The sequence below is a fragment of the Streptomyces sp. 3330 genome, from assembly GCF_031456635.1.
In the GTDB taxonomy this organism is placed as follows: Bacteria; Actinomycetota; Actinomycetes; order Streptomycetales; family Streptomycetaceae; genus Streptomyces.
This window is the reverse complement of the sequence record NZ_JAVDVA010000002.1, coordinates 51,408-71,473: the sequence shown is the minus strand read 5'-3', so window position 1 is coordinate 71,473 and position 20,066 is coordinate 51,408. Positions and strand designations below refer to the sequence as shown.

Here is a 20,066-nt window from a genome sequence, read left to right as displayed (position 1 = left end):
TCACCGCGATGGCAAACCCTTCCGAGCCCGCTACGTGGACGACGAACTCCCCTGAACGAGATCGGCGATCAACCGCTGCCCGGTCACGGCAGGGTCGTCCTTGTGCGCTTCCCACCGACCGAACGTCGCCGCGGCCGCCTCGGCGAAGCCGGACGGCGCCCCCACTCCCCGGCAGGCCTGGGCGATCTCGCTCATCTCCGGCCCCCAGCGCCAGGCCCGCGGCCCGGCGGCGGCCAGGTGTTCCAGCTCGGCCAACGGTGTGCCCGGCAGCATCAGTTGCGCCAGCTCCAGCAGGTCGTCCAGCACTCCGTGGCCGTCGGCCAGCGCACAGGCGTGGGCGGCGACGGCGTACGAGATCTTGTTGTACGCGGCGAAGGACAACTTGAGCGCGGACGCCCGCCCGACCGGCCCCGCCAGGGCGACCGGGGTGAGCGCGGTGCCGTCGAAGAGAGCCCAGACCCGCGCCACGGCCGTGTCGTCACCCGAGAGATAGAGGCGGGTCCGGCCCGGCTCGCGCGGGGGCGGTCCGGTGATCCCTCCGTCCACCACGGTCACGGCGCCGCCCTCGAACACACCGGTGATCTCGGCCATCCGCTCGGGACTCACCGCGTTGGCGTCCACGTACACGCCCCGGAATCCGGCCGCCGCCACCTGTCCCGCGACGTCGAGCGCGGCGGCGGGGGGACAGACGCTCAGCACGACCTCACAGGTCGCGGCCAGTTCCCGGATGCCGGCGGCGGACCGCAACCCGTACGCGCGCGCCCGCTCGCGGCTCGCGGCCGACCGCCCCTGCGGCAGCCACCAGACGGCGGCTCCCGTCGTCACCGCCTGCGCCGCCACGCGTGCGCCCATGGCTCCCGGGTGCAGAATCCCCACGTCTCGATGCTCCATGCCCGGACCCTAACCGGCGGGCGGCCGCTCGAACCACGGGCCACGGAGCGCCGGGAGCCGGCTGCGGCCTGGGAGCCGCAGGCTGCGGATGCCGGCCGGGGAGGAGGCGACGCGCCCGCACGGCCCCTCGTCCGCCCGCAAGGCGGTGCGGGCGGGGGCGCGTCTCAGCCGCCGCCGCTCGGAGTCGCGCCGCCCTTGAGGCGTTCCAGGTCCGAGGGCCGAACCTGGATCACCACGATCGCGATGAGGGCGGCGAGGACCGTGAAGATCGCCGCCATGACGAAGGCGGCCGAGACACCGGCCGTGAGGACCTCGTCGGACCAGGGGGCCGGGAGCTGCCCGGTGCGCCGGAAGTTCAGGCGTTCGGCCGGGGTCGCCTGGGCCAGGAAGTCGGGGACCTGCGTCTCCGCCTCGTTGCGGCTGGCGGTGCCGTACATGGTGACCAGGATGGACAGGCCGAGCGAACCGCCCACCTGCTGGGTGGCGTTGAGGAGCCCGGAGGCCGCACCGGTCTCCCGTGGGGACACGTTGGAGAGGGCCATCAGCGTGAGCGAGACGAACTCCATGCCCATGCCCAGGCTGAAGACCAGCATCGGGCCGAGGACGCTCCCCGCGTACGTGGAGTCGACGTCGGTCAGGGTCAGCCAGGACAGGCCTGCGGCCGCGAGGACCGCGCCGCCCACCATGAAGGGTTTGGGACCGTACGTGGGCAGGAACCGGGAGGCGAGTCCGGCGCCGACCGCGATGACCGCGCTGACCGGCAGGAAGGCGAACCCGGCCGCGAGCGGGCTGAAGCCGAGCACGTTCTGCACGAAGAGCGTGAGGAAGAAGAACATGCCGAAGATGGCGGCGGCGAGGCACAGCATGATGCCGTAGGTGCCCGCCCTGTTGCGGTCGGCGAACATGTGCAGCGGTGTGATCGGCTGCCGGGAGCGCCGCTCGACCAGGATGAACACCGCGAGGACGACGACGGCCGCGACGAACGACGCCACCGTGAGCGGGTCCCGCCACCCCTCCTGCGCGGCTCTGATGAACCCGTAGACGAGGAGCACCATGCCCACGGTGGAGGTCAGCGCCCCGGCGATGTCGAAGTGGCCCGGGTGGCGCTCGGACTCCTTGATGTAGCGGGGCGTGGCGAGGGCGATGAGCAGCCCGATGGGGACGTTGACGAACAGCACCCACCGCCAGTTCAGATACTCGACCAGGATGCCGCCCGCGAGCAGGCCGATCGCGCCGCCGCCCGCCGAGACCGCGGCGAAGACCCCGAACGCCCGGTTGCGCTCGGGTCCTTCCGGGAACGTGGTGCTGACCAGGGAGAGCGCGGTCGGGGACGCGATGGCGCCGCCGACGCCCTGCAGGGCGCGGGCGGCGAGGAGTTGGGCCTCGTTCTGGGCGAGTCCGCCGAGCAGGGAGGCGAGGACGAAGAGCAGCACGCCGAAGATGAACACCCGCCGTCTGCCGAGGATGTCGCCGACCCGGCCGCCGAGCAGCAGCAGGCCGCCGAAGGTGAGGGTGTAGGCGTTGACCACCCAGGCCAGGCTGGTGGTGGAGAAGTCCAGGGAGCGCTGGATGTCCGGCAGCGCGATGTTCACGATGGTGATGTCGAGGACCACCATCAGCTGGCACGAGGCGATCACCAGCAGCGCCATCGCGTTGCCCCCGCCGCCCTGTCGGGCGGCGGTCCGGGGTGCTGAGGTCGGCTGAGGGACGCTGCTCATGACGTGTCGCCCGCTCGGAAGCGGGCCCTGGGGAGAGGTCGGCGGACGGGGATGTCCGCCGTCGGGTCCACCGTTCGACGGTACGCCGACGGCCGGACCGTCACCACTCGATCATCCGCGGGCTCTCCGTGAAGCGGCGCGCACGGGCGGACGGACGGGTCCGTGCCGTGCCAGGACTCCCCCGTCGTCCTGGCACGGCCCGCGTTGCCGCGGCGGTGCGCCGCGGTGATCACCAGGATGCGGGAGGGACGGGCGGTGTGTCGTTGGCGCACGGTCCCCGACTGCTTGGCGGAGCGTCCCCCGGCGGCGCGGCGGGAAGGAGGTCCTACGTCTCGGTCGGCGCCTGTCCGCGCAGTTCACTGGGCGCGAGCCCGTAGGCGGTGCGGAACGCCCGGGTGAACTCGGGGGCCCGGGGGTAGCCCCAGCGGGCCGCGACGGCGCGGATGGGCAGGCCGCGCAGCCGGGGGTCGGCGAGGTCGCGCCGGGCGTTCGCCAGCCGCTGGTCGCGGATGTAGGAGGCGACGGTGAGGCCTTCGGCCTGGAAGAGGCGGTACAGGTGGCTGCGGGAGACGTGGTGCGCGGCAGCGATCGACGCGGGGGTCAGCTCCGGGTCGTCCAGGTGCCGGTGGATGAACGCCTTGACGTGGAGGACGAGGGTGCGTTCGCGGGTCTCCGGCGGGAGGCCGAGGTCGGTGTCCACGGCGTGCGCGAAAAGGGCCGTGACCAGGTCCGCGACGACCGTGCCCAGCCGGGGCGCGTCCGAGGGCTGGTACGAGGAGGTGTCCGCGACCAGTTGGCGCAGGAACTGCGAGAGCAGCGCGCCGATCCCCTCGCGCCCCGACAGGAGGCTCCCCAGGACCTGGTCCGCCCGGCGCCCGGGCACGGCCACCCGCGCCCGCGGCACCTCGACGCCGAGGACGGTGACCGGCTCGGAGCCGGTGAACACCTCCCACGACCGGGAGGAGGAGTTGATGTGGAAGTCGTTCATCCGGTAGGCGGCCTGCTGCCGTCCCCAGTCGGCAGCGCCCTCGCCCTTCACCAGGAGGGACAGATGGTAGGTCTCCGGGTCGGACTGGCGGATGAGCTTCGGTGTGCGCCGGAAGACGAGATGGTCGAAGGTGGCCGGCCAGACGACGACGTCGCCCAGCGCCATCACGCGCTGGGAGCCTCGGTAGTCCGCGTGGCGGTCGCTGCTCAACCGCATGGGCGCGTGGGTGCGGCCCATGCGTTCCGCCCACGCCTCGAACCGGTCGTTCACCGGCAGGTCCGTGGTGCGGAAGACCGACTCGTGCAACACGGGCCCAGTCAACCACACCGCCGGAACAGGCCTGTTGGCGACGGGCGGGTCAGCGCAGGTGGGCGGTGTCGACGGTGACCGAGTCCGTGTCGGAGGCCGTGACGGTGAGGTAGCCGGGATCGCCGTTGCGGTCGAGGTAGCACATCGCGTAGCCGACGGAGACGGCCGTCTTCCGTACCGGGTCCTCGGAGACGGCCTTGCGGCAGCCCTCCGCCGTCGGCACCTCCGACGAACCCCACGAGGCCAGCCTGCCGTTGGTGGACATCAGGAAGCCGCCCTGGAGGTAGAGGGCGTCCGTTCCGGCGTCGGCGACGACGGGCGGTGTGGAGGTGAAGTCGTAGCCGGTGGGGGCCTTCTCGCCGTCCGACTGCTCCATGACGAAGCCGCGCACCAGCGAGGTCGAGGGCGAAGAGGTCGCGTCGGGCAGGGCGGCCGTGACCGCCGCGCCTCCCCCGCCGACGACCACGACGGCGGTGAGACCGGCGATCAACGGGTGGGCGTAGGCCAGGCTGAGCAGCGGTCCGATCACCGGGATGGAGAACTTCATCTGGGTGTTCTTCTGGGTGATCCTGGCGCTGCCGCTCGCGGTCGCCGTCTGCGTCGAGGAGTGGTGGGTGCCGGGCCGGGGTGGCGGGAGCGCGTCGTCACGGGAGTCGCGGGCGCCGAGTTGCGCGCCGCGCGTGCGGTCGGTGTTCATGGCCCGGGACGCTAGCGACAGGGGATCCCGCGGTCTTGTTTTGTCGGAGATTGCCGCCAAGGGGCCATTTGAAGGCCGGCGTTGCGAGGTGACTGATCGGTGGGGGAAGGCTTCGGACTTGCTACTCGTCAGTCATATTACTGAACCGTAACCTACTGACCGCTACCCGAGGTGACCCTTGCCTCGCTACGGTCCTGACAGTTCGTCTAAGAGCGGTACGGGCATCGGTGGACGACCGGGACCCCGTACCGCTCGGTCGTCACGGTCCGCACCCCACCGGGCCGTCCGCCACCCGAGCCGCAGACGAAGGCTCGGCCTCCCCCTCACCGGAGGTCCGCCATGCCCGCCCCCACCCGCCTGCTCGCCGCAGCCGTCACCGCCGCAGCCTGCCTGGGCGTCACCGCCGTACCCGCCGACGCGACCGCGCAGTCGGACGCCGTGGTCTCCCGCGGCGTCACCATTCCCGCCTTCTACAACCCGCCCGCCACCCTTCCGTCGGTCGACGGCGCCCTGATCCGGTCCGAACCGCTCACCCTGGCGTTGAGCCTGCCGGGTCTCGACGGACCGCTGCCCGGCACGGCGACCCGTCTGATGTACAAGTCCACGGACTCGGCCGGCCGTCCCATGGCGGTCACCGGCGCGTACATCGAACCGTCGGCCCGCTGGACGGGCGGCGGACCACGGCCACTGGTCGTCGTGGCCCCCGGCACGATGGGCCAGGGCGACCAGTGCGCCGCCTCCCTCGGCCTGGAGCACCCGCTCGTCGTCAACGGGCGGACGCTGTCGGTCGGTTACGAGGACCTGGCGATCTACCGGCTCCTGGCCCGGGGCATCGCTGTCGTGGTCACGGACTACACCGGGCTCGGCGCGACCGACCGGCTGCACACCTACGTCAACCGGGTCGACGAGGCCCACGCCGTCCTGGACGCCGTCCGCGCCGCCCGTTCCCTCGGCTCCGCGTCGCTGACGGCCGGCTCCCGGGTCGCACTGTACGGCTACAGCCAGGGCGGCGGGGCCACGGCGGCCGCGGCCGAGCTCCAGCCCTCGTACGCGCCCGACGTCACCCTCGCCGGGACCTACAGCGGGGCTCCGCCCGCCGACCTGGTCGCCGTCACCAAGGCCATCGACGGCAGCGATCTGGCCGGTGCGCTGGGCTGGTCGGTCAACGGCTTCCTGGAGTCCGATCCCGCTCTCGTGCCGATCGCCGAAGCGCACCTGAACGCGGCCGGCCACGCCGCGCTCAAGGACCTGTCGACGATGTGCGTCGGCGACGCCCTGCTCTCCTACAACTCGGCAAGCAGCACCGACTGGACCACGGACGGGCGCTCGCTCAGCGACATCGTCCAATCCGAGCCCGCCCTGAAGGCCTTCCTGGCCGACCAGCGCATCGGCACCATCGAGCCGGCGTCGCCGGTCCGGGTGGCGACCGGCACCGCCGACGACCTGGTGCCGCACGCCCAGGCGCGCGCCCTCGCCGTCGCGTGGTGCGCCAAGGGCGCCGACGTCACCTACAAGCCCGTGGTCCTGCCCGGTCTCGGCCGGTCCCTGATCAACCACTTCACCCCGCTGCTCGCCGACCAGGGCGACGCGATCTCCTGGCTGAGCGACCGCCTCAAGGGCAAGCCCGCGACGTCCAACTGCGCCACCCTTCCTCTCCAGCCCTGACACGAGTCACTCGGTGACGGCCGGTACGGCGAGAGCGCCGCGCCGGCCGTCACCGCCTCACGTGTACGGGCCGGGCGCGTGGTCGTGGCGGGCCCGGGGCCCGCCGCGCACGGGCTCGGCCCGGGTCAGTCCGACAGGCCCAGGCGGGCGACGATCCGTTTGCCGACCGGCTCCTGCGCGACGTCGAACTGCTCCGCGACCGCGCGCACGATCTCCAGGCCGTGCTGGCCCACCCGCGTCGGATCCGGCGCCCGGGGCACCGGCAGCGCCGGATCGCTGTCCCAGACGACGATCTCCACCGCGGCTCCGGCGATGCGCAACTGGAGCAGGACCGGACCGGGCGCGTGTCTGAGCGCGTTCGTGACCAGTTCGCTCACCACGAGCTGCGACAGATCCATGGCCCGGGCCGACACGGCGAGGCCGTCCCGGCTCTGCACCCGGCTCAGGAAGTCACCCGTGAGCCGGCGCGCCCGGGCGATGCAACCGTCCTTTCCGTCCAGCGCGACCGTCGTCTCGGCAAGGTTTCCGCCGGGGGCGGAAGAACCCTGGTCGGGCGGGACAGGTTCCATCCGGACCGCCTTCACTACCCCGTTCATACCGGCGCGACTACCCGCGAACCCACCCCCTACGCCACAGCCGCACCACTCACCCGGTCATCGGGCCGCCCGTCGCCCGGAGGCGTCACCCGCAGACCTGTCCCGGTCGCCGTCCGCGCCCGGCCCGGCCCACGCCCGGCGGGCCGCCGCGAACGGCCGACGCCCCGAGGGCGCCGGCGCCGACCGCGAGGACGGCGGCGGACACGGTCGGCGTGCCTGGACGCCGCTCTCCATGGCGGTCCCGCGGCCGGGGCGGGGCGGACTCTGTAACGCTTCTCGCACCGCGATCCAAGAACGGGTGTAGCGCCTTTGACGGACCCGAGGAGGAGACGCCTGTGGACGACGGGGAACGGTTGCCGGGCGGGCCCACCGCGGCCGTGCGTGACCCGCGGCTCTTCGAGGAGTTCTACCGGCGTCACGTGGACCCGGTGATGCGGTTCGTGGCCCGGCGGGTCGACGACCCCCACACCGCGGCCGACCTGACGGCCGAGATCTTCCTCGCCGTCCTGCGCTCGGCGCACTCCTACCGGCCGGACCTGGGCGGCGAGACGGCCTGGCTGTTCGGCATCGCCCGCAACGTGGTGTCGTCGGAGCGCCGCCGAGTCGCCCGGGAGACCGCACGCGATCTGCGCTTCTCCGGGCGGCGGCTGCTCGACGCCGACGACATCGTCCGCATCGAGGACCGACTCGACGCGGAGAGCCCGGGACGGCGGGCCCTGGCCGCGCTGGCGAGGCTTCCCGAGGGCGAGCGGGCCGTCATGGAGCTGATCGCGGTGGACCAGCTCACGGTCACCGAGGCGGCCGCCGCGCTGGGGATCCGCCAGGTCACGGCCCGCGTACGACTGCACCGGGCGCGCAAGACACTGCGGCGGGAGGCCGAGGCCCAGGCCGCGGAGGCGACTCCCCCGGCCGCCCGGACGAGCTCCGCCGGAGCCACGCCGCCGGAAGCGGCGCTGCTGCGCATCGCGAGGGGGGAAGCGTGAGCACGAGGCGGACGTTCGAGGACCGGCTCCTGGACGAGCTCAGGACGGAGATCGAGCTGGGCGAGGCCGGAGCGCTCCGGGCCGGGCCCGCGACCGCGGTCGAACCCGGCGGCGGAAGGACGAGGGCGTCCGCGCGCCGGCTGTTCACCCCGCCGCGGATCGCCGTCGTCGCGGTGGCCTGCGCGGCGGCCTGGTTCGGCGCGGCGGCGCTGCCCGGCTCGTCGGCCACCTCGACGGCGTACGCGGTGGAGCGCCACGGGGACGGCACGGTCACGCTCACCGTGAAGGACCGGACGATCGACGTCACGGCTCAGCGCGAACTCGCGACGAGGGTGCGGCCGTGGGGCATCGAGGTGACCATCGACGTGCTGGCTCCGGGCTACGTCTGCGAGCGCAGCAGGCCCACCTCGCCGTCGGTCCGGGCCGTCGACAGACACGGCGACCGCATTCCCGTCGTCCCGCTCGAGGCCGGCTGGGACGTGACCCTGCGCCGGGGCAACGTACTGGCTTTCGAGAACACGGAAGGCATGTCCCGGCCCCGCGCGGTCGAGTTGTACTCCACCAGGAGTCAGGCCGAGCCCTGCCTCCCGCTGAAGGTCACCCTGCCGACCCGGTGAAGCCCGTCCCCGCCTGACGTACGTCACATCCCGCACGGAGTCCGGTCCACGTATGCAACCCCCGCCCCTGGTCCCGCCACGCCCGGCGAAGTCACCCTCGGTGATCGAGCTCTCACCCGGCGGGATCTCGCCGCCCCGCTCGGGCTGGCTCGACGCGTTGCGCGCCGTCGCGGCTCTCGCCGTGGTGCTCGACCACTCGTCGTACGCCTTCCTGCCGGAGTTCCGTCAGGAGGTGATGCCGCAGTTCACCATCGGGCGCTACGGCGTCTTCCTGTTCTTCCTGGTGAGCGGGTACATCGTGCCCGCTTCACTGGAACGCCGGGGCTGCGTCCGGTCGTTCTGGATCGGCCGGGTGTTCCGCATGTACCCGCTGTGGACGGTTGCCGTCACGGCGGTGCTCGCGCTCGACCTGCTGGGCGTCGCCGAGTTCCGCGCCGGCCTGAGCCGCCAGAGCCCCGGCACGGTCGCCGTCGCCCATGTCACCCTGCTCCAGGAGCTGCTGGGGACGCCCGGTCTCCTTCTCGTCCTGTGGACCCTGTCCTACGAGATGGCCTTCTATCTGCTGGTCGTGGCGCTGTTCACGGTCCGTCGGCACCGTCGGCCGGCGGCGGTCGCCTGCACCCTCGCCGTGCTCGCCGCCGTGAGTGCGGCAGCGGGGGTCGCGCTGCCGGTGTCCGCGCTCTCCCGTGCGGTCGGCACCGGCCCGCTGGTCGCGCTCGTCGCGGTCGCCCTGGCGCTCGCCGTGTGCGGTGCGAGCGCCGGGACCCCCGTGTTGCGGGTGGCCGGCGGCGTGCTGGGCGGGGTTTCCGCGCTCGTCCTGGTCGCCTTCAACGGCACGGTCGCAATGTGGGAGGGGCTGGTGATCCTCGCCGTGATGTTCCTCGGCACCGCGATCCACCGGGCCGAACGCGGTGGAGGCGGCCGCCTGCGTCCGGTCGGCACGGCCGTCCTGGTGCTCGCCTGCGCCGTCGGGAGCGCGTACCGGCACGGCGACGGCGCCCACTTCACCCGGCGCGGCTGGATCCTCGCCTTTCTGGCGGCCGTAGTCACCTTCGGGGTCGCGCGGGCGGCGCGCCACCGGCGCGTACCGCGTGCGCTGACGGCGCTGGGAGCGGTCAGCTACTCGGTCTACCTGGTGCATCCGGTGCTGCTGGAGGTGACCGACGGCACGGTCGGCCGGTGGCGGCACGACGTTCCCGCGCTGGAAGCGGCGTTCCTCGTGGCGCTGCTGCCCCTGTCCGCGCTGACCCATCGGTTCGTCGAGCTACCGGGTCAGGCGTGGGGCCGCAGACTGGCACGCCGCGTCCAGCCGGGATCACGCGCGGGCGGTCAGCCGATGTGGTAGCTGTCGCCGTACACCTTCCAGTCCAGGGGCGGGTCGAGGTCGAGGTTGCCGTTGCGCAGGAAGACGCGCTGGGCGGTGTCGACCCGGCTGGTGTCGCTGTGCGCCTCCTCCTGCTTCATGGCCCAGACCCGGGCGTCGAGGAAGGCCATCAGATACGTCGTCTCGTCGCCCCCCTGGGCCGGCGGCTTCGCCTTCGTCAGCGCCCGCTTGCGGATGCTGCGGAAGCTGGTGGGGTCGGTTCCGTCACCGTGCATGACGATGGCGTCGTAGTAGGCGAACTGGCCGAGGACCCGCAGGCCGTCCGTCACGCCCTGCCGGACGGCGGGGTCGAAGTAGACGCGGTCCCGCTCGTCGTTCTGGGCCTGCTGGAAGGCCGTGTCCTGGGCCGCCTTGCGCCAGTCCTTCGGGTAGTCCGGGTCGAGACCCGAGTGCGAGTCGGTGCCGTCGACCTGGCGCAGGGCGGGCAGGTACCTGGCGAGGACGTTGCCGGGCTTGCGGTCGCTGTAGAGCTCTACGAGATCGAGCATGTCGCCGGTTCCTGAGCAGAATCCGATGATGCCGGCGGTGTAGCCGCGGCCGTCGCCGATGTCCTCGATGTACCGGTACTGGGCCTTCCAGTCGAGCGAGGAGTTCTCCGCGCTCGACACCAGCTTCATGGCGATCTCCTTCTTCGCCGGGTCGTCGAGGCCCTTCGCCGCGGGGGCCGCGGACGCCCGGCGGACGTCCAGGAGCGGCGCGGCCGCGAGGGCTCCGGCGAGGGCGAGGAAGAGGCGACGGGAGGTGGGGGTGGGGGTGGGGGTGGGGGTGGGGCCGTCGACCGGCCGGGATATGTGCACCACGGTGGCTCCAGGTGAGGAGTGGGGGGTGGGGTGATGCTGCACTGCGACTGACAGGAAAGTTTCCTATCAAGTCTCGGCGACAGAAGTAACCCATCGAAGCCATGTTCGTGCGATCGAACAAACAGCCCCACGACAACGCCCTACGGCAGCCGCCTCACGGCAACCGACCCTCCGTCACACGGGCGGCGGGCTAGAGCAGTTGGAGCACCTGTGCCGCCAGGAACCCGAGGAGGCCGACGTGGAAGAGGACCATGCAGATCCACTGCGTGACGGACATGCGCCAGGCCGCCGCCCGGAGGATCTCCCACTCGCTCACCGCGAAGGCGGCCAGCACCAGGGCGAGCACCTCCCACACCACGTGCCACCAACCCGACGGAGTCGCCCCCGTCGTGGCGTCCATGGCGGCCGGGATGCGCGTGACGCGCGCCAGCACGACGAGGCCGATGAGCAGCTTGTGCCAGCCGTGCTTGTACCGGCCGTGACGGGCCGCCGGCTCGGCGGTCGTCAGCGGGGAGGAGGTGGGAGTCGTTCCTGTGGACATTCGCACATTTGATCACCCTCCCGGTTCGGAGGCCATCGTTCCGCCGGACGCCGGGCCGGCTCAGGGCGCGCCGGGCGCGTCACCCAGCCAGTCCAGACGGCGGTCGTCGCCGGAGCGGCGCCCGTACAGGGCGCGGCCGCCCGGACCGTAGCGGCCTATCTCGGTGATCAGCGGTACCTCGCGCAGCTCGTGCCGGGTCCGGTCCGTGACGTCCAGCAGCAGGCCGTCCAACGGGCCGCCCACGAGCTGCGCGTAGGTGCGCTCGGGGCGGGGCCCCGCGTCGTCGTGGTCGGCGCCGTAGACCCGGCCCCGCAAGAACTCAACCTCGTCCATGACCAGCAGCTTGTCATCCACCACTGACAACGGCCCGTTGAGCACTCTTCGGCCAAGGCCATGGCGGAAAACCGGCCTCCGGGCGCGATCTCGGACCCGGCCGGGTATCCACCCTCTACGCATCGTTGTGTAGGGGGTGGGGGGGCCGGCCCTGATGGCACGCAGGCGGGAGCGGGAGCGGAGCGGCGAGTCGGCGCGGGCCCGGCGTCGGCGCACGGTGCGCGAGCTGCGTGCGTCGGGCCGCTACGGACCGAGGCTGCGCGAGGTGCTGCCCGCGCTCGCCGCCTCGGTCCTCGTCGTGGGCGGCGCCCTCGGCGGACTCGCGCTCGTCTACCGCGAGTTCGGCGGTCCGGCCTGCGCGCTGTCGCTCGCGCCGGTGCTGGTGATCGCCGCCGTCCTGCGCCGGTTGTCCCGCGGTCCCGCCCGGCGGCGGGGCGGGTACTACACCGCGCAGGAACTGGCGGAACTGGACATGCCGGAACTGGTGCTCGCCGTGGCCCGGATGCTCCGCCGGGACGGCTGGCGGGTGCTCCCGCCCCCACGGCACGACACTCACCATCTCGCCGCCCGCGACGGCCGCGGACGGCTGCTCGACGTGGCGTTCCGTCCCGTGGCCGAGCCGCTGCCCGACGAGGAGTCGGCCTGTTCCTGCCGGGCGCGGCTGCGGGCGCGGTCCGGGCCCCCGCTGCGACTCGTCGTGCACCGGGGCACCTTCACCCACCGGGACGAGGTGTGGGCCTCGCGCGATCCCCACACGTACCTGATCGACGGTCCTCGTCTGCGCCTGTGGGCGTGCGGGACGCCGTTGGCCCAGCTCGCGGGCGGGCTCGTCCCGTCCTCCCGGCGCGCGTGATCCCCGCTCTCCGCTCGACGCGCCCCGCGGTCGCCCCCCCCCTCAGACGCCTCGCTCCGCCCCGGCGGACGGTCGCACGGGGGCCGTCGGGGCGACCGGCCCCTCGGGTGGGCCGGGTTCGGCGCCGCGGGCGGGCGTGGGACGCGTCGGAACGGTCGGCGTACGGCCCCCGGTCACCAGCCGTACGACGAGGTGCGCGCGCCCCGCGGCCACGGGACCGAGCACGGCCAACACCAGGACGTACCCGGCGATGAAGGGGGCGAGCCGGTCGTCGAGTCCCGCGCTCGCGGCCATGGCGGCGAGGATCAGCGCGAACTCGCCGCGGGCCAGGAGCGTGGCGGCGATGTCCGCGGCGGGCTCGGGACCGTAGCCGTGGAGACGGGCCACGATCAGTCCCGCCGCCACGTTCATGCAGACGGTCAGGGTGGCCGCGAGCACGACCGGGCCGAGGACGGCCGCGAAGTCGCCGGGGTCGATGGCGAGTCCGAACGCGAAGAAGAAGATCGCGGCGAAGGCGTCCCGCAGCGGATGCACCAGTCGGCGGATCCGCGAGGCCGAGGGCGTTCGGGCGAGGATGAGACCGACCATGAACGCGCCGATGGCGTCCGCGACGCCGAGGAGTTCGGACACTCCGGCGACGAGCACGGCGGCGCCCAGGAAGCTGATGACGAGGAGTTCGTCGTCGCGTACATGGATGAGCCGGCCGATCAGCCGCGTCCCGAAGCGGGCGGTGGCGGCCAGGACCAGCAGGAACCCGAACGCCTTGGACACCTGGACCAGCACCTCGGCGACACCGTGCGCGCCGCCGATGACGGGCTGGAGGGCGGCGAGGTACAGGGCGAGGAAGACGTCCTCCACCACGATCACGCCGAGGATCAGCCGGGTCTCCGGACGGCCGAGCCGGCCCAGGTCGATGAGGATCTTGGTGACGATGGCGGAGGAGGAGATGCCCAGGACGCCCGCGAGAACGAGCGCCTCCCGGGTGCCCCAGCCCAGTGCGAGGCCGAACCCGAGTCCGGCGCCGACGTTCAGCAGCAGGTAGCTGCCGCCCGCGAGGGCCAGACGTCTGCCGCCGGTCTTCAGGTCGTCGAGGTGGAACTCGAGGCCCAGGTAGAACAGCAGCAGCACCAGGCCGAGTGCCGACAGCATCTCGAAGTCGTGGGCGTCCTCGACCAGGACGAGGCCCGGGGTGTGCGGGCCGAGCAGCATGCCCGCGAGGGTGAACAAGGGGATGGTCGGCAGGCCGATGCGGTTGCCGAGGCGGGCGAGGAAGGCCGCGGCGAGGAAGGCGCCGCCCATGGCCAGCAGGCTGTCAGCGTGTCCCATGCGTCACCTCCCTTCCGCGGAGGCGGAGTCGGGCTCTTTGCACGGCACGGGAGTGGATGGGCGGTTCTCCTTCACGGGTGCTCACCGGTGGACGGATGCGCCGCGGGCCCTGGTCGGCCCGTCACGGCGCGGCCCGGCGTTCCGGGCCTTCCTCCACGATCGCGGGCCGGTGGGGGGCCGCGCCATCGGGGTCAACACCCATTCCTCCCCTGGGGGATGTCCCCGACGCGCCGCCGCCCGGGTCTGGGGAGACCCGGGCGGCGGTGTCGAGCGGTCCCCGGTCGGACGGCCGACCGGTCAGCGGACGAACTTCCGGAAGGCGCCGGTCAGGGCGTGAGCTGCCAGCGCTGGATGTACCCCACGTCGATCGACGCGCGGTCCTGGACGCGCAGTTTCCAGGTGCCGGTGAGGGGTTGGGCCGACGCGTCGACGGTGAAGGTCTGGTCGACGTTGTCGGCGGAGCCGCCGCTGCGGTTGAGGAGCGAGTAGACGGCGCCGTCCGGGCCGACGAGGTCGACGGTCAGGTCACCGCGGTAGGTGTGCACGATGTTGACGTAGACGGAGGTGGTGGCCGAGGCGTTGCCGTCGCGGCCCGCGATGGTGATCGGGGACTCCACCGCGGCGCCGTTGTCGGGGATGTCGACGCGGGTGGCGGTGGCGTAGATGTACGCGATCCGCCAGGTGAAGGTGTCCGTGACGGACGCGCCGGTGCTGTCGGTGACCGTGACGGCGACGTCGCTGCTGCCGAGGGTCGTCGGCGTCCCGGAGATCAGGCCGCTCGCACTGAGCGTCAGCCCGTCGGGCAGGCCGGTGGCCTCATAGGTCAGGCCCGCACCGGAGTTGGTGGTGTACGCGTCGACCTGGAGGCTGACCGACTGGCCCACGCCGCTGGTCTGGTCGGCGATCGGGGCGACGTTGACGCCGAGGGCTATCCGGCTGCCGACGTTGATGGCGGCCCAGGCGTCGGCGACGGCGAGGTAGGTGGGGCTGTAGGCGCCGAACAGGTCGGCCGACGCCTGGAGGGTGGCGGTGCGGGCGCCCGCATAGTTGGTCGACGAGGTCATGTAGGTCGTCAGCGCGCGGTACCAGACGGCGGCGGCGTTCTCGATGCCGATGCCGGTGACGGCCTGACCGTCGTAGGTCGGGCTGTCGTAGGCGACGCCGTTGACGGTCTTGGCGCCGCTGCCCTCGGAGAGCAGGTAGAAGAAGTGGTTGGCCGGGCCCGAGGAGTAGTGGACGTCGACGCTGCCCAGGGTGGAGCTCCAGCTGTCCCGGGAGGCGCCGTCCTTGGAGGGCTTGTCCATGTACCGCAGCGGGGTGCCGTTGCCGTTGATGTCGATCTTCTCGCCGACGAGGTAGTCGCCGGGGTCGGCGGCGAGGCCGGAGTGGAACTCGACGGCGGCGGCGAAGATGTCGGAGGTCGCCTCGTTGAGACCGCCGGACTCGCCGGAGTAGGTCAGGTTGGCGGTGGCGGCGGTGACCCCGTGGCTCATCTCGTGGGCGGCCACGTCGAGCGAGGTCAGCGGGTGCGTGTTGCCCGAGCCGTCGCCGTAGGTCATGCAGAAGCAGCTGTCCTGCCAGAAGGCGTTGACGTAGTTGCTGCCGTAGTGGGCCCGGCTGTAGGCGGCGACGCCGTCGTTGCGGATGCCGTTGCGGCCGTACACGTCCTTGTAGTAGTCCCAGGTGGCGGCGGCGCCGAAGGCCACGTCGACACCGGCGGTCTGGCGGCTGGACGGTGTGCCGTCACCCCAGACATCGTTGTCGTCCGTGAACAGGGCGCCGGTGCCGGAGGTGCCCTGGTTCAGGTCGTACGTCTTGTGTCCGGCGCGGTCGCCGTCGGTGAGCTGGTACGTCGATCCCGACAGCGTGCTGCCGACGGACACCGTGCCGACGTACTGGCCGGTCCCCGTGCCGGTGTGCACCTTCTCGGCGGCGAGGAGCTGCTTGCCCGTGCTCGCGTCGGTGACCACCTGGAGCTCACTGGGCGTGCCGTCCTCCCGGCCGCCTTCGACGACGGTCTCCCAGGCGAGGACGGGCTTGGCGGCGCCTGCCCAGACGACGAGGCGGGGCGCGCGCTCGGTCGCGGAGCCGGTGACGTCCGCGCTCCTGGCGGCCGCGAGCGCCTTGCCGGTGGCGTCGGTCGCGGAGAGCTTCGGGCTGAGCGAGGGCAGCGTGAGCGTGGCGCCGCTCGCCCTGGAGACGGTGGTCCGGCCGTCCCTGAGGTGGACGACCAGGTCGCCGCCGAGGACGGGGAGGCCCGCGTAGGTGCGCTCGTAGCGGGTGTGCGTGGTGCCGTCGGCGTCCTGGACGACGTCCCTGACGACGAGCTTCTCCTGCGCGCCGAGGGCCAGCCGCTGGGCCGTGGCGCCGGCCGTGCTCTGCGCGCTCTTGATCAGCGAGGCGCGTCGGGCCGGGGTCAGGGCCTTCGCCGCCGCGCCGGCGCGGGGCGTGGCGGTGATCTTGGCGGGGCCCGGGTCGGCGGGCGCCGCGCCGGCGGTGCCGGCGGGGGCTCCCAGGGCGAGCAGGGTCCCGATGGTGGTCAGCGCGAGGGCGGTGGCGCGTCTGCGCCGGAGGAGGGTGTGGTGTCGCCGGGGCAACGGTTTCTCCTTCTGTGCGACGGTCGGCCCGTGGTGGGGGCCGGGGTAGGGCGGACCGACGGGATGAGGCCGGTCCGGAGCGCTGCACGGCAGGCGGGTGGAAGGAGGTGGGGGGTGTAAGGGATGCCCCGCATGATGCGGGTGTGAAGGAACGGTGAACTTCGGCAGCAGCGTGGCACCGCGTGCACAGGTTTGTCATGGGAATGCCAAAACAACGGCTGGAAATGACCATGCCCTGCTGGGGATCCGCCCTGTTCGGCGCACGTTTTCGGCCGCCGTGGCGGCCCCATTCCCGAAAGGGTGAATACGAGGTTTTCCACGGCGTGTCGCGGCACCCCGGGCAGCACTCTGCGAGTTCAGGTGGCGACGGGAGCCGGCGACGGACAGGGGGCGCGGTGGAAGGGCAGCGGCGAGGGCCGGTTTCGTTACGGGAGCGGATGCGCTACCGGTTCGACAACACACTGGCCCGCAGCACCGGCAGGCTGGTGGGCTGGCTGGCCGTGACATGCCTGGGCATCGTCGTGCCGGCGAGTGCGCTGCTGGTGTGGACGGATCCTTCCTCGCCCCGTTCGCTGTCCGGGCGCCTGATCGCGGTGTGGCGGGTGAGCGCGGAGACGCTGCGGCTGGGCGCGGTGACCGGCGCCCCGCTGCGGATGCTGCTGTCCGTGCTGCTGGGCCTGATGGCCCTGCTGTACGTGTCGACCCTGATCGGCGTGATCACCACCGGCCTCACCGACCGCCTGACCGAACTGCGCCGCGGCCGCTCCACCGTGGTGGAGACCGGCCACTCGGTGGTGCTCGGCTGGTCGGAACAGGTCTTCACGGTGGTCGGCGAGCTGGTGGCGGCACGCGCCGAGCAGCGCTGGAGCGCGGTGGTGGTGCTCGCCGACCGGGACAAGACGGAGATGGAGGAGGCGCTGGCGGCCGTGCTCGGACCCACCGGCACCACGCGGCTGATCTGCCGCAGCGGCTCCACGGCCGATCCCGAGGCGCTCGGGCTGGTCAGTCCGGGGTCGGCGCACTCGGTGCTGGTCCTGCCCGCCGCGGAGGCCACCAAAGACACCGAGACGGTACGGACCCTGCTGGCCCTGCGTGCCGTTCTCGGCGAGCACGCGGGCCCGCCCGTCGTCGCCTGCGTACGGGACGAGCGGTACCGGACCGCGGCCCGGCTGGCCGCGGGTCCGCGGGGCATCGTGCTGGAGTCCGACCGCACGGCGGCCGGGCTGATCGCGCACTCCGCGCTGCATCCGGGCCTGACGCCGGTGCTGCGGGAGCTGCTCGACTTCGCGGGCGACGAGTTCTACCTCGCCGGCGCTCCCGAGCCCGCGGGACGGCCCTTCGGCGACGTGCTGCTCGACTGCGCGACGGCCGCCGTGGCCGGATTGGTGCGGGCCGACGGCACTCCCCTGCTCGCCCCGCCGCCGGAGACCGTCGTCGCGGCCGGAGACCGTCTGGTGGTCGTGGCACCGGACGAGCACGCCGCGCGGTGGGAGGACTGCCGGGACCTCGTGGAGCCGTCGGCGTCGGCCGGGCCCGGTTCCGGCGCGGGCGAACCGTCACGTTTCCTGCTGCTGGGCTGGAACCGGCGGGCGCCCCACCTGGTCGACCAGCTCCGCCGGTGCACGCGGCCGGGCGCGGTCCTGCACATCGTCACCGACCCGGCGGAGCAGGCGCCACCGCCGCCGCTGCCGGAACCGCGCAGGGGCCCCTCCCGCGCCGGCGGGCTCGCCGTGACCTTACGGACCGCCGACGCGACCGACCCGTCGTCCCTGCGCGCTCTCGACCCGAACTCCTACGACCGGATCATCGTCCTCGGGCCGGACACCGGGGAGGACGCCGACCGGCCGGACCACCGCACGCTGGTCGTCCTGGTGATCCTGCGGTCGCTCGCGCAGGAGGCCGGGCACGCCGTGCCGGTGATCGCGGAACTCGCCGACGAACGCAACCGGGCCCTGGCCCCGCTGGGACCGGGCTCCGAGGCGGTCGTCGGGGGACAGCTGACGGGCCTGCTCATGGCGCAGGTCTCGCAGAACGGGCACCTGGCCGGTGTGTTCGAGGAGCTGTTCGCCGCCGACGGCAGCGCCCTGCGGCTGCGTCCGGCGCATCGCTATGTGCGTCCGGACCGTCCCGCCTCCTTCGCCACGGTCGTGGCGGCGGCGCGCGACCGGGGCGAGTGCGCGATCGGCTACCGCTGTCACGACCCCACCGCGACACCTTCCGGCCACCGGGTCCGGCTCAATCCCGCCAAGGCCGACAGACGGGTCTGGAGCCGCACGGACGAGATCGTCGTGGTCGTGCGGGACGGCGCGGCGGAGGACGGCGGCGGGGCGGAAGGGAGCCACGCCGTGCGGGCGGACGTCTCCTAGAGGGCGGGGCCGCGAGGCAGCGCCGTCTGCCGTCTGCCCGGAGAGCAGGCAGGGCAGACGAGCGATCCCGACAGCGCGGCGGGGTGCGCCTCCCCCCGAGGAGAGCGTGCCGGGCGGGACTCGGCGGACATGTCCTCGCGCCCGTCCGGCCCCGCCGCCGCACGTCCCGGGACTGGGCCGTTCGAGTGGTCCCCTGCCGCTCTCCGTCGTAGCGTCGGTAGAGAACTTCACCCGGGCGCGGACACAGACGGCTCCCGGATCGGTCGGGCGGGAGCGCACATGCGACACACGACGAGAACAGCGGTCATGCTCTGCGCGGCACTGGGCCTCACGGCCGCCGTCGGCTCGGCCTCGGCGGTGCCGGCCGCGTCCACGCCCACAGCGCGCACGGCCGCGGTGCGGCAGGCCACGGCGCCCGTCCTGGTCGACTGCCTCTGGCACGCCAAGGTGCGGCCCGGCGACTTCATCCTCGCGTGCGGTGACGGCAACAGCCGTCTGGTCTCGCTGCACTGGGACAGCTGGGGCGCGAAGTCGGCGCGTGCCACCGGAGTCAACGTCGTCAACGACTGCGATCCCTACTGCGCCGCGGGCGCCTTCCACCCGTACGCGGTGGTCGTGAAGCTGGACCGCCCGCAGCCGTGGAAGAAGAACCCGCGGGTGCAGCACTACAGCCGGATCACCCTCACCTACCTCGGGGACAGGCCGGAGCAGTTCGGGCGGGTGGTGTCCTACCCGCTCTGGAACTGAGCCCGCCCCCGACCTCGTGTCCCGTCGTCGCGCGGAGGCTCGCGCCGACCGCTCCGTGTCCGAGCCGCCTGTCATGATCGGGGCATGACACGGATACGGCCACGGGGGCTGCGCGGCGCCCCGGTCCTGCTCACCCTGCTCGCCCTCACCGCCGGATGCGCCGATCCGTCGCGCGACCCCCGGGCGGCAGACTCGGCGGCGGCCTCGCCCTCGGCCACCGCGAAGGGCTTCTGCCCGCCGCCCGAGGACACCCTCGCGTCGCCTTCCCCGTGCATCAGCTACGGCTGGGACCAGCGGGTCGCCGAGAACCACGCCTACCGTGAGGCGCAGCCCATCACCGCCGGGCAACGGCAGGAAGCGCGGCCCCGGGCGACGGCTCTGGCCGCGGCCCTGCAGCGGCTCGCGGCGAAGGGGACGACCTTGGACGGGCTGCGCACGGCCGCCGCCGAGGCGCTCGGCCTGGAAGCGCGGCAGATCGAGGTGCAGGGCGACTTCCTGGCCCCGCTGCACGACGTGCTCGTCGGGGGCGGCGAGGGCCGGGTGTGCGTCAACGGGGCCGTCGACGTGGAGGGTCACGCGACGGCGGAGGTCGTCGGACGCACGGTCGAGGGGACGTGTCTGCCCGGGCTGGGCGGGCACTGACGCACCGCGGCCC

At 73.1% G+C, this 20,066-nt stretch carries 18 protein-coding genes; 8 read left to right on the top strand and 10 right to left on the bottom strand.

Going from position 1 to position 20,066, the window contains the following annotated elements; genetic code table 11:
* Positions 1 to 30: 30 nt before the first annotated feature.
* From J2X68_RS03750 to J2X68_RS03735, 4 genes are all read right to left on the bottom strand, one after another.
* Complete coding sequence (locus J2X68_RS03750) at positions 31 to 891, bottom strand: DUF1932 domain-containing protein (protein WP_310430974.1); 861 nt, start codon at positions 889 to 891, stop codon at positions 31 to 33.
* Between the two features lie 164 nt (positions 892 to 1,055).
* On the bottom strand, positions 1,056 to 2,609 hold the full coding sequence (locus J2X68_RS03745; RefSeq protein WP_399039214.1) for an MFS transporter: 1,554 nt from the start codon (positions 2,607 to 2,609) through the stop codon (positions 1,056 to 1,058).
* Positions 2,610 to 2,934: 325 nt separating this feature from the next.
* A complete protein-coding gene (locus tag J2X68_RS03740; RefSeq protein ID WP_310430973.1) occupies positions 2,935 to 3,906 on the bottom strand; it encodes a helix-turn-helix domain-containing protein in 972 nt (323 codons plus the stop codon).
* Positions 3,907 to 3,955: 49 nt separating this feature from the next.
* Positions 3,956 to 4,603, bottom strand: a complete 648-nt coding sequence (locus tag J2X68_RS03735; protein WP_310430972.1) for a hypothetical protein — start codon at positions 4,601 to 4,603, stop codon at positions 3,956 to 3,958.
* A gap of 339 nt (positions 4,604 to 4,942) precedes the next feature.
* On the opposite strand from J2X68_RS03735, the gene J2X68_RS03730 reads away from it, so the two are divergent.
* Positions 4,943 to 6,268 carry a lipase family protein gene (locus J2X68_RS03730; protein WP_310430971.1) on the top strand — a complete coding sequence of 442 codons (1,326 nt, stop codon included), beginning with the start codon at positions 4,943 to 4,945 and terminating at the stop codon, positions 6,266 to 6,268.
* A 125-nt stretch (positions 6,269 to 6,393) separates the two neighbouring features.
* Here J2X68_RS03730 and J2X68_RS03725 read toward each other — a convergent pair whose 3' ends face one another.
* On the bottom strand, positions 6,394 to 6,837 hold the full coding sequence (locus J2X68_RS03725) for an ATP-binding protein (RefSeq protein WP_310430970.1): 444 nt from the start codon (positions 6,835 to 6,837) through the stop codon (positions 6,394 to 6,396).
* Between the two features lie 362 nt (positions 6,838 to 7,199).
* Here J2X68_RS03725 and J2X68_RS03720 point away from each other — a divergent pair, with 362 nt between their 5' ends.
* The 3 genes from J2X68_RS03720 to J2X68_RS03710 all read left to right on the top strand — a co-directional run bounded on the left by J2X68_RS03720 (position 7,200) and on the right by J2X68_RS03710 (position 9,809).
* Complete coding sequence (locus J2X68_RS03720) at positions 7,200 to 7,847, top strand: sigma-70 family RNA polymerase sigma factor (protein ID WP_310430969.1); 648 nt, start codon at positions 7,200 to 7,202, stop codon at positions 7,845 to 7,847.
* Entirely contained in the window at positions 7,844 to 8,464 is a 621-nt protein-coding gene (locus J2X68_RS03715) for a hypothetical protein (RefSeq protein WP_310430968.1), read from the top strand. The genes J2X68_RS03720 and J2X68_RS03715 overlap by 4 nt, the downstream gene beginning before the upstream one ends.
* A 100-nt stretch (positions 8,465 to 8,564) precedes the next feature.
* Positions 8,565 to 9,809: an acyltransferase gene (locus tag J2X68_RS03710; RefSeq protein ID WP_310430967.1), complete on the top strand. Its 1,245-nt coding sequence runs from the start codon at positions 8,565 to 8,567 to the stop codon at positions 9,807 to 9,809.
* Here the strand turns inward: J2X68_RS03710 and J2X68_RS03705 are convergent.
* The 3 genes from J2X68_RS03705 to J2X68_RS03695 form a co-directional block, all read right to left on the bottom strand.
* A complete protein-coding gene (locus tag J2X68_RS03705; RefSeq protein ID WP_310430966.1) occupies positions 9,794 to 10,648 on the bottom strand; it encodes a chitosanase in 855 nt (284 codons plus the stop codon). The genes J2X68_RS03710 and J2X68_RS03705 overlap by 16 nt on opposite strands.
* A gap of 190 nt (positions 10,649 to 10,838) precedes the next feature.
* A complete protein-coding gene (locus J2X68_RS03700) occupies positions 10,839 to 11,189 on the bottom strand; it encodes a hypothetical protein (RefSeq protein WP_310430965.1) in 351 nt (116 codons plus the stop codon).
* A 60-nt stretch (positions 11,190 to 11,249) separates the two neighbouring features.
* Positions 11,250 to 11,522, bottom strand: coding sequence for a hypothetical protein (locus J2X68_RS03695; protein ID WP_310430964.1), 273 nt, complete (start codon positions 11,520 to 11,522; stop codon positions 11,250 to 11,252).
* A gap of 154 nt (positions 11,523 to 11,676) precedes the next feature.
* Here J2X68_RS03695 and J2X68_RS03690 point away from each other — a divergent pair, with 154 nt between their 5' ends.
* The gene (locus J2X68_RS03690) at positions 11,677 to 12,375 is read left to right on the top strand and encodes a hypothetical protein (RefSeq protein ID WP_310430963.1); all 699 of its coding nucleotides are present in this window, start codon (positions 11,677 to 11,679) and stop codon (positions 12,373 to 12,375) included.
* Between the two features lie 42 nt (positions 12,376 to 12,417).
* Here J2X68_RS03690 and J2X68_RS03685 read toward each other — a convergent pair whose 3' ends face one another.
* Together J2X68_RS03685 and J2X68_RS03680 are read right to left on the bottom strand one after the other, a co-directional pair.
* Entirely contained in the window at positions 12,418 to 13,701 is a 1,284-nt protein-coding gene (locus tag J2X68_RS03685) for a cation:proton antiporter (protein WP_310430962.1), read from the bottom strand.
* 326 nt (positions 13,702 to 14,027) lie between these two features.
* Positions 14,028 to 16,298: a M4 family metallopeptidase gene (locus tag J2X68_RS03680; RefSeq protein WP_310430961.1), complete on the bottom strand. Its 2,271-nt coding sequence runs from the start codon at positions 16,296 to 16,298 to the stop codon at positions 14,028 to 14,030.
* 437 nt (positions 16,299 to 16,735) lie between these two features.
* Here J2X68_RS03680 and J2X68_RS03675 point away from each other — a divergent pair, with 437 nt between their 5' ends.
* From J2X68_RS03675 to J2X68_RS03665, 3 genes are all read left to right on the top strand, one after another.
* A complete protein-coding gene (locus J2X68_RS03675; protein ID WP_310430960.1) occupies positions 16,736 to 18,664 on the top strand; it encodes a CASTOR/POLLUX-related putative ion channel in 1,929 nt (642 codons plus the stop codon).
* A 279-nt stretch (positions 18,665 to 18,943) separates the two neighbouring features.
* Positions 18,944 to 19,411: a hypothetical protein gene (locus tag J2X68_RS03670; RefSeq protein ID WP_310430959.1), complete on the top strand. Its 468-nt coding sequence runs from the start codon at positions 18,944 to 18,946 to the stop codon at positions 19,409 to 19,411.
* An 84-nt stretch (positions 19,412 to 19,495) separates the two neighbouring features.
* On the top strand, positions 19,496 to 20,053 hold the full coding sequence (locus J2X68_RS03665) for a precorrin-3B C(17)-methyltransferase (protein WP_310430958.1): 558 nt from the start codon (positions 19,496 to 19,498) through the stop codon (positions 20,051 to 20,053).
* Positions 20,054 to 20,066 lie beyond the last annotated feature (13 nt).